This is a genomic window from Zarconia navalis LEGE 11467, from assembly GCF_015207075.1.
In the GTDB taxonomy this organism is placed as follows: domain Bacteria; phylum Cyanobacteriota; class Cyanobacteriia; order Cyanobacteriales; family Geitlerinemataceae; genus Zarconia; species Zarconia navalis.
In genome coordinates this window covers 1-8783 of record NZ_JADEXN010000187.1, presented here as the reverse complement: position 1 = coordinate 8783, position 8783 = coordinate 1, and the positions used below count along the sequence as shown (strand labels likewise).

The 8783-nt window shown below is 49.1% G+C and carries 9 protein-coding genes; 5 read left to right on the top strand and 4 right to left on the bottom strand.

From position 1 onward, the window contains the following. Nucleotides 1-79 precede the first annotated feature (79 nt). The 3 genes from IQ235_RS11455 to sds all read left to right on the top strand — a co-directional run bounded on the left by IQ235_RS11455 (nt 80) and on the right by sds (nt 3501). Entirely contained in the window at nt 80-292 is a 213-nt protein-coding gene (locus IQ235_RS11455; protein ID WP_264321596.1) for a hypothetical protein, read from the top strand. An 11-nt stretch (nt 293-303) separates the two neighbouring features. After that, nucleotides 304-1215, top strand: coding sequence for an alpha/beta fold hydrolase (locus IQ235_RS11450; RefSeq protein ID WP_264321595.1), 912 nt, complete (start codon nt 304-306; stop codon nt 1213-1215). A gap of 1314 nt (nt 1216-2529) precedes the next feature. Then, nucleotides 2530-3501 carry a solanesyl diphosphate synthase gene (gene sds / locus IQ235_RS11445; RefSeq protein WP_264321594.1) on the top strand — a complete coding sequence of 324 codons (972 nt, stop codon included), beginning with the start codon at nt 2530-2532 and terminating at the stop codon, nt 3499-3501. A 204-nt stretch (nt 3502-3705) separates the two neighbouring features. On the opposite strand, the gene IQ235_RS11440 is transcribed toward sds, so the two are convergent. Next, complete coding sequence (locus tag IQ235_RS11440; RefSeq protein ID WP_264321593.1) at nt 3706-4185, bottom strand: hypothetical protein; 480 nt, start codon at nt 4183-4185, stop codon at nt 3706-3708. Between the two features lie 373 nt (nt 4186-4558). Here IQ235_RS11440 and hetZ point away from each other — a divergent pair, with 373 nt between their 5' ends. Further along, nucleotides 4559-5710, top strand: a complete 1152-nt coding sequence (gene hetZ, locus IQ235_RS11435) for a heterocyst differentiation protein HetZ (RefSeq protein WP_264321592.1) — start codon at nt 4559-4561, stop codon at nt 5708-5710. 49 nt (nt 5711-5759) lie between these two features. Beyond that, nucleotides 5760-6803: a hypothetical protein gene (locus IQ235_RS11430; protein ID WP_264321591.1), complete on the top strand. Its 1044-nt coding sequence runs from the start codon at nt 5760-5762 to the stop codon at nt 6801-6803. Nucleotides 6804-6890: 87 nt separating this feature from the next. On the opposite strand, the gene IQ235_RS11425 is transcribed toward IQ235_RS11430, so the two are convergent. The 3 genes from IQ235_RS11425 to IQ235_RS11415 all read right to left on the bottom strand — a co-directional run. Beyond that, nucleotides 6891-7136 (bottom strand): DUF8620 family protein, encoded by a 246-nt coding sequence (locus IQ235_RS11425; RefSeq protein ID WP_264321590.1) that lies wholly within the window; start codon nt 7134-7136, stop codon nt 6891-6893. Nucleotides 7137-7423: 287 nt separating this feature from the next. Continuing rightward, complete coding sequence (locus tag IQ235_RS11420; protein ID WP_264321597.1) at nt 7424-8449, bottom strand: ABC transporter permease; 1026 nt, start codon at nt 8447-8449, stop codon at nt 7424-7426. A gap of 87 nt (nt 8450-8536) precedes the next feature. Next, on the bottom strand, nt 8537-8783 hold a 247-nt coding region (locus tag IQ235_RS11415; protein ID WP_264321589.1), incomplete at its 5' end, for a hypothetical protein.

Here is an 8783-nt window from a genome sequence, read left to right as displayed (position 1 = left end):
TGCTCTCGCCATTGATTCCAAATATTGACGCCTTCTTTCAGGATCGCCAGATGTTGCGGTGATGCCATCGAGGCTGAGTATGACTTACACTTTGCTGAAATCTCGATTTTGGGTGGCTGTTGTTGCGGACGTTGAGGAGATATGGAATCGCGACCATTGTATCACGATCGCGACCGATGCTTTGTTATCTCAGATCGTCGATCGGGAACAAGAGCCACAGGGGGACGTTCGTCCCACAAGCACCCCAGATCGGATTAATATAAGTTTATCAAAATATATGAAGCAACCTTAATCTAAAATATCGTGACGACTCAACAAGTAATAGAGACCAATGCCATCAAAAAACAGTTTTGGCAGTGGCAAGGTCATAAAATTCAATATGCCGCGATCGGAACCGGTCAACCCTTAGTCCTAATTCACGGTTTCGGTGCTTCCATCGGACACTGGCGCAAAAATATTCCCGTACTGGCACAAGCGGGTTACCAAGTCTTTGCCTTAGACTTACTCGGTTTCGGAGGGTCTGATAAAGCGCCTATTTCCTATAGCCTAGAACTATGGCAGTCCTTACTTCAAGAGTTCTGGGCAACCCACATCAATCGACCCACGGTTTGGATTGGCAACTCCATCGGGGCATTGCTGGCTTTGATGATGGCCGCCCACCACGGGGAAATGACGGCTGGTGCAGTGCTGCTCAACTGTGCTGGCGGCCTTAACCATCGACCGGAAGAACTCACCTTTCCTCTGCGATGGGTTATGGGGTCTTTTACAAAACTGATTGCCTCTAAGTCGATCGGACCGTTTTTGTTCGATCGTATCCGCGCCAAACACCGTATTCGTCGCACCTTATACCAGGTGTACCGCAATCGCGGGGCCGTGACAGACGAACTAGTGGAGTTGCTCTATCGACCCTCTTGCGATGCGGGCGCGGGGCAGGTTTTTGCTTCTATCCTCACCGCTCCCGCTGGACCTTCCCCAGCTCAGTTACTGCCGCAGGTTCGATGCCCGCTACTGGTTTTGTGGGGAGAAAACGATCCTTGGACTCCAGTCAAAGGAGGGCAAATCTTTCAGCAAACCCACTCGTCTGCGTCGATCGAGTTTATCTCTATTCCCAATGCCGGTCATTGCCCTCACGACGAGCATCCCGAGATCGTTAATTCTCACGTTCTACACTGGCTCGAAGGGCACTCAGCTCTCTTTCAACAGCAGAGCAAATGAAGCACTCCGACGTGCGACCTATGTCTTCCCATGTCTTCCCATCCATGACGGGGTTTGACCCCATAACCTATTCGAGTGGGCTATGGGATAGAATCTAATTCTTCTGTGATTGAGAGTCCTATATCCGTTCACAGCGTCCCACCTCTAATAGAGCGAGCGAGTTTTGCTTCCCCAAGACTCTTAAAACAGTACTCCCAGGTGCTAGACCTGGGAGATAGCGATGGTGCTAGGCGCACATTGTAGGTTCTGTCTCTCGCAATACTGGATACGTACAAATCGAATATATTGGCATTAGGCGTTAAGAACTGGATTCTTTCGCTTTTCTTTGCACTAACATCAACAGTACGTGGATTGCGAGCAAGTAACCTGTTGCTAAGATAGGAATGATTAGGGGCATATCGTGAAAACTCATAGGACGGCCAGAAGGAAAGCAGAGGACGGTCGAAATAACCAATAACGATGTCTCAGCACCCCCACCCACAATCGGGAGATCGGATGCCGATCGAAATAAGTACTGCAGGGATCGTTACGTTCCCTTACTTACGGACAGTTCTTGTGGAGATTCCTAAGAATTTGCCAAGTGCCGACGGAACTGAAATCAGAACTTCAGTTTCGACTTTGGCTACCTCACCAGCCGATCGGCAAAACCATTACCGTCTCTCTAAGGGATCTCGAGTTAGCTCTCAGAAATCGAGCCGCTCTCATTACCAGATCTTTGTTCCCAAAAGAGACTGTAGGTGCTTTCAGGAAGCTCCCCACAATATTTATTCGCGTTGTATGTATGGAATTATTACAATCCTTACAATCAAGTCTAGCACAAGACTCTGGAGTTTTTGAGAAGTCAAGGCATAAGACTTCACAATTCTTTACTTTTTCGAAAATCTCTGCGCAAACCCAGCAGAAAAGCCATTCGTATCTTAGAGGAGTTTGCCGGGGGAGTCTAGCTATTCATGCCATTGATATTAACCCTGATGACATTAACGTCAAGATGTATTAATGTGCCCGATCGATCTTAAATCGACTTGAGAATTTCCGCCGGTGAGTTCGTACCGTGCTAGTACTCCATCACACTGGTTTTGACTAGGTAGGAGGTCGGGGGGAACCAGGTGCGGGATTACCCCGATCGAATAACCGGTCCTAATTTCTGTGGCAGACTACTAGCTTGTAGCTTGAATTTCAACCCCTCGATCGGCGCGAACTCAACAGAATTCACCCGCCAGATTATCCGCATAACTTCCCTACTCGAAGCGGTTCGCTTAGAATAGATACAAGATATGTAAAATTTCGTAACTTTACGCCCGAGTCGGCTGACCCATGACCTTAGCTACCTCTCTTTTTGCGCCGATTGAAGAAGACCTGCAAGTTTTAACCCAAAACTTGAAGCAACTTGTCGGCGCGCGTCACCCCATCCTATTCGCGGCAGCCGAACATTTGTTCGAGGCAGGGGGAAAACGAGTCAGACCCGCAATCGTACTGTCGATCTCCCGTGCGACGATGCCCGATCGGGAAATTACCCCGCGCCACCGTCGCTTGGCTGAGATTACAGAAATGATTCATACTGCGAGTTTAGTACATGATGATGTCGTGGATGAATCTCAAGTGCGGCGAGGTTTGCCAACTGTTCACAGCAACTTCGGCAATCGAATCGCGGTTCTTGCGGGAGACTTTTTATTTGCACAATCCTCTTGGTATTTGGCCAACCTCGATAGTTTGGAAGTGGTCAAGTTACTCTCAGAGGTGATTAAGGATTTTGCCGAAGGTGAAATTCGCCAAAGCCTGAGTCAGTTTGATGCTGACTTATCCATCGATGCCTACTTAGACAAAAGTTATTATAAGACTGCTTCCCTAATTGCAAATAGCAGTAAAGCGGCAGGGATTTTGAGTGGAGTCAGCGATGACATCGCCCAAGATTTGTATGCTTACGGTCGTCACTTGGGATTAGCATTCCAAATTGTCGATGATATTTTAGACTACACCAGCTCCACAGAAACCCTTGGGAAACCGGCTTTTGCGGATCTGCGCAGTGGGAATCTAACAGCTCCGGTTCTCTACGCTTTAGAAGAGCAACCCTCCTTAGAAACGCTAATTGCGCGAGAATTTACCGAAGCGGGAGACTTAGAAAAAGCGATCGCCATTATCGAAGAGAGTCGGGGAATCGAGCGATCGCGCGAACTCGCGACCCAGCAAGCCCAGCTTGCCGTGACCAAACTCGATGGACTGCCGAAATGTTCGCACCGACGAATGTTAACCGGGTTAGCCGATTACGTCCTCAATCGCCTTTACTAAATTTCTCAGTCTGCCGAGTTTGACATTGGGAGAGTGAGGCATCACCCAATCGAGGCAAGATGATTGAGAATGAGGCATCCAGGCAATCTCGACCGGGAACGAGCTAGCTCGTTCTCCCGAACCCAATGCCTAGAAACTATCGTACGACTGAGTCGTTACGATTTCCCCACACTCAACTTCACCGCGAACGGCATTGTCTGTAGTTCAAGCCATGTTGGGTGGAATCCGAGATCCGGTGGCCCCGAGTTTTTGCTGAAGCTGGATTTGAATCAAGCGTTGCAAATCCGATCGCTTAACTTCAGTTCCCTTATCCCCATTACCTGGAATATCAAAAAAAATGGTGCTATCTACATTTTCCAGCGCCACCATTTGAAACAAAATATGAGTAACAGGCAGTGCAACCGCGACTAGGTTAGGATTTAAAGGGGTGCGAACGCTCGCCTTTGCATCTTCTAAAGTTGAGAAAGCGTAAATCGCCTTTTTTTCTCGATCGGGTTGGGCGCGATTACTTAAGGTAGTCAGTACCCAGTCTTGGTTTAGAGTTTGCAAAATATAGTATTGGGCATGACTGAGTTGACCGGCGATTGCTTTGAGTACGGGAGCGATCGTCTGGATAATACGAGGAGTTGTGCCGTCTTGGGGGGCATTCTCAATGAGGACTCGAATTTGTGCATCTACATTCATTTTCGACGTGCTGGAGCAACTGGGATTAATTTGAGTGTAGCGGTTTAGGGAAACTTACAGCCGGGCAGTCAAGAAATGCTGGCGGGGAAAAACCGACCGGGGATGATGGATTTTATTTAAAGCGAAGCCATTGCTTTGTCTCGGGATTCAACCGAATACAAATAACATTTGACCAGATCGACACAGGGTACATCGAGAATACATCAACAGACATTCAACCTCTCGGTTTGTCGCTCGCCCCGAGTCGCTACAGCGAAATCTCTCGATCGGGTTGGCGTAAGCATCTACAAAGACCACAGACATTCGTAATCGCTCGTTCCCAATTTCCCCGAACACTACTGAGGCTGATTTGATTGAAGTTATGCTAGGGTCTATGTTGACAGCAAGCCAGCATGAGGCAATTCGCCAAAGCGAAGAAGCCACATTTCAACTAGTGTTTGACGAACTCAGACACTCGACAAGTGCCTCCGAGCAAAATTGTCAGGATGTCGCCACGCGGCTATCAGCAGAAGTTGCTCGCACTTGTACTCAAAGCGAGCGCATTCGCTCGTCGGGCAAATTAGAAGCTTGGGCGACCGAACTGGCGCGACATCGCCTCAAACAATGCCTGGACTATTACCAACTCGGTTCCCTTCGCGGGCGAGTGGAACTCCATGGTACTCTCAGCGCGATCGTCTATCGCTATATTTCACCATCTCACACGCAATCGAGCTATCAAGCACGAGTGCTCCTGATCGAAGACTTCCTGCAAACCTTTTATGCAGAAGCGCTCAATGCCCTGCGACGGGAAGCCGAACTGAGTGCGACATATTCTCCGAAAACCCTTTTGGAGGTGTCGGAATATATGTCGTTTACCGAACGTTACGGCAAGCGTCGCATTTCTCTGCCTCGGGGTCGCAGCCAACAACTGATTATCTTACGCGCGCAAACCTTTTCTAAGCAACAGCCCCCGGAAACAAGCATCGATATGGATCGCGCGGCAGAAGGGACGATGTCCGATAGCGATACCCATCGCGATGATGCGTCGGTCGGGCAAGTGCGCGAACAGATCGTCTCTCAAGAACCCGACCCCGGTGCTGACTTGCTGCGTCAAACAGTGATTCGGGAACTGATTGCTTATTTAGACGAGCAGGAGCAAAGCCTGTGTGCGGACTATTTCGTTCTTCGCTTGCAGGATTTACCGACTCACGAAATTGAAACGATTCTCAGCATTACTCCCCGCCAGCGAGATTACTTACAACAGCGCTTTCGCTACCACCTAACTCGATTTGCTCTTTCTCATCATTGGGAATTGGTGCATGAATGGTTGGAGGTCGATCTCGATCGAAATTTGGGGCTGACACCGAGTCAGTGGGAAGAATTACACGAAAAGATGAGTTCCGAACAAGTGGAATTACTGACACTCAAATGCCAAAAACTCCCCGACTCTGAAATCTCGCGGAGATTGGGATGTACGCCATCCCAGCTCAAAAAGCGGTGGTTTAAACTACTCAAATACGTGTGGGAGCTACGCAACCAACCCTAACGATTGCGATAACTGTCCGGAGAAGGTGTATCTACTAATGAATAATGACATGAATAGAGACGACGAAAGCCGTTTCTTGGCTTGGCTGAATCGAGAGTCTGTGGAAAGCGAAATCCCCTCAACCGAGATAGGGAGAGAGCACCATCGGTGCGAAGCTCGTTCCCCCGACTTCGATCCGGAGGAGATAGCAAACCTTGGGAAAGAAGAGTTAGACCCCCTTAACTCAGAGCAATCTTCTCTCGATGCACAATTCAACGAACAAGAAGAGTTACTGACGCATCCAGACAGTCAATCCAATCATTTAGGAGAAATACCAACCGTGCAACACCGTTTTGAAGCGTTAATCAAGCGCCGACTCCAAACAGAAATTCAAAAAGCCCCTCCTTTGTTTCCATGGGAAACTGAGGTGCGCGACTACAGCACCGATACTTTCGACGAGCTAGTGACCGTCGGAGTTCCCAGTCGGCTGTGGACAACTCAGCTCAAAAATCTTCAACTTCCAGTGGCCTTACCCGAAACGCTGTTAAAGTCACTACTGGCTCGGTGTCAAGAGGTCGTGAATGCCTCGGTTCGGGAAGGCGAAAAATGGGTGCGAGCGGTGGAAGAACTCTTTCCCGATCGCTCCTCGGAACTCTACGAACTCGCTGGGATGGTGGCAATGGGACCCGTTCGTTTTGGCGGCGGCGAACAAGAGAGTCATCCGTTAGCTTACGAAGTCGCAACCCCAAAACAGCAAATGGTTTTGTCGTTGATGGCAGCTCGAGAAATTTTGAAGACGCTTAAGCTGAGAGTTTCTGCCAGCGAGCCTAGATCGACCCGAGAATGGTTGACAGAGGCGGGGGTACTAACCCTCGAAGCTGAATATCAACCAGACCGTTGGTTGGGTAAGTTGCGAGTTCAAGTTCATCTCCCAGAAGGGGGAAGTTTGCAGTTCAAGGGCGCGGGCGCTCTGGCAACAGCCCAACGTACCGATGCAGGTTCTTTGAGCGTCGAGCTATTTGACGTGCAGCCCCAGCAAACTTATACCTTAGAAGTGACCTTGGACGATCGAGAGCATTCTCCATTTACTTTTGTCATCTGCCCGAGTGCGTAACAACTCGGAAGCGGGGGAGTCGGAGTATTTTGCGGTATAGGACTGGGACTCTTTCTCTCCCTCTATTTTTAGCAATCGGAATTCAGTTTACACATCCGGATTCAATCGTTTGGCAACCCAATTCATAATCCCACTGAGAATGGCTCCAGCCATCAGCAAACCGAGAGCGGGATTAAAAACGGGTTGCCACAGTTTTAGCCAAAGTTCCCATCCGAGGGATATACCTGTCGATTTTCCCAGAACGGCGATCGCAAACCACCCAAAAATTAGAAAGACAAAGAATACATCAGCGACCAAAATTCGATTTAACCACTTTGTAAATTGTTCTTTCATTTTTTATAACTTCGTTTAAAGATTAGAGATTCACTTTAGATGTATTAGTTTTTATAGCGTTTCTGATAATATCATATTAGCGGCAAATCAAATCCTATATTAAATCCTATATTCCGCCAATTTAACTGGCACATTAAGTATGTATTGCAAACTACATTGTATCTTGCGACCTCCACATCACATACAATATTTCAATCTTTTTTGAAGTCAATAATGATTTGTAAGAAAACGATCGAGCCAACAATGCAAACGCCGAAACGCAATTTTATCTAGCGTCATTATCGCAATTAATACCGAATCCGCGGATCGATGTAAGCATTTAAAATATCGATCGCAATACTCGCCACCACGACGATCGCCGCAAAAAAGATCGTCACGCCCTGAACGGTAGGATAATCCCGAGAGGAAATCGCCTCGTACAAGCGGCTTGCCAAACCCGGCCAGGAAAATGTCACCTCCGTTAAAATCGCTCCCCCCAACAGAGAAGCAAAGGTGAGTCCCAAGACCGTAATCACCGGAATCATGGCATTTTTCAGGGCGTGGGCGACTAAAATTCGCCCTTCGGAAATGCCCCTGGCCCTTGCAGCTTCGACGTAATCGCTTTGCAGGGTTTGCTTGAGGTTTACCCGGACGATGCGCTCGAAAATCCCACTGAGCAAAATCCCCAAAGTGAGGCTGGGCAGGGCTAGATAGTGAAGGGCAGCAAAAAACTGGTTGAGATTTCCGGCAAGCAAACTATCGAGGGTATACAATCCCGTCAACCCGGTCGGAGTCGGTAGGGTCAGGGGGTAGCGAGTGCCCAGGGGAAACCAGCCCAACTGGACGGCAAAAATCAGTTGCAACACCATTCCCATCCAAAACATCGGCACGGAGTAGGTAATGATGCCGAACAGCCGACCGCCAACGTCGATCGCCGTATTAGGTCTCGAAGCCGCCAGAGAACCGACGCAAATGCCCACGACGATCGCGACGAGCATACTACACACTGCCAATTCTGCCGTGGCCGGGAAAAAGTTTTGAATAATCTCCCAGACATCTTGTCCCCGACTGGTCGCCGATTCACCGAGATCGAAGCGCAGTAGTTGCCCCATATAGTTGAGATATTGTTCCCAAAGCGACCCGGCCAGTCCCAACTGTTGCCGCAGTTCTTCTTTAAACGCTTCGGGGGCGCGAGGGCCTAAGATGGCATCGACGGGATCGCCGGGGGTTGCCCGCAGCAGCAAAAACACCGAGGTGGTAATCGTCCACAGCATCAGAGGGGCGAGCAGCACTCGGGTGAAGATATAGTATTGTAGGGCTTTCGATCGAGACATGAAATTGAGGCTCAATAGCGATCCGGGTTCGGTTTTCAATCCTACCGCGAACCGATCGATCGACGAACCGACACTAAAGAGTGAGACTCAATGTCGGGGCGAAACGGATTCAACCAGCGATCGCTGTGCTGATGGTATTGGCAATAACCCATCGGGCAAGAAACGAGAACCCAACACCAGAAAAGTTAAGCCTGCTGTCATGGCAAGCGCGCCGACAGAAAACCCCGTCAGCCAACGGATTCGACCGTAAAGCTTCTGAATTTCGAGATTCTGAGTTTCTAGCTTGGCTAGGGCGCTTTGGGTTAAGGCGTTGGGAGGTGGTAGAGTATTGGGC

Coding starts and splice junctions, on each gene's coding strand:
- IQ235_RS11455 (WP_264321596.1), top strand. CDS start 80: ATGACTTACACTTTGCTGAAATCTCGATTTTGGGTGGCTGTTGTTGCG.
- sds (WP_264321594.1), top strand. CDS start 2,530: ATGACCTTAGCTACCTCTCTTTTTGCGCCGATTGAAGAAGACCTGCAA.
- IQ235_RS11440 (WP_264321593.1), bottom strand. CDS start 4,185: ATGAATGTAGATGCACAAATTCGAGTCCTCATTGAGAATGCCCCCCAA.
- hetZ (WP_264321592.1), top strand. CDS start 4,559: ATGTTGACAGCAAGCCAGCATGAGGCAATTCGCCAAAGCGAAGAAGCC.
- IQ235_RS11430 (WP_264321591.1), top strand. CDS start 5,760: ATGAATAGAGACGACGAAAGCCGTTTCTTGGCTTGGCTGAATCGAGAG.
- IQ235_RS11425 (WP_264321590.1), bottom strand. CDS start 7,136: ATGAAAGAACAATTTACAAAGTGGTTAAATCGAATTTTGGTCGCTGAT.
- IQ235_RS11420 (WP_264321597.1), bottom strand. CDS start 8,449: ATGTCTCGATCGAAAGCCCTACAATACTATATCTTCACCCGAGTGCTG.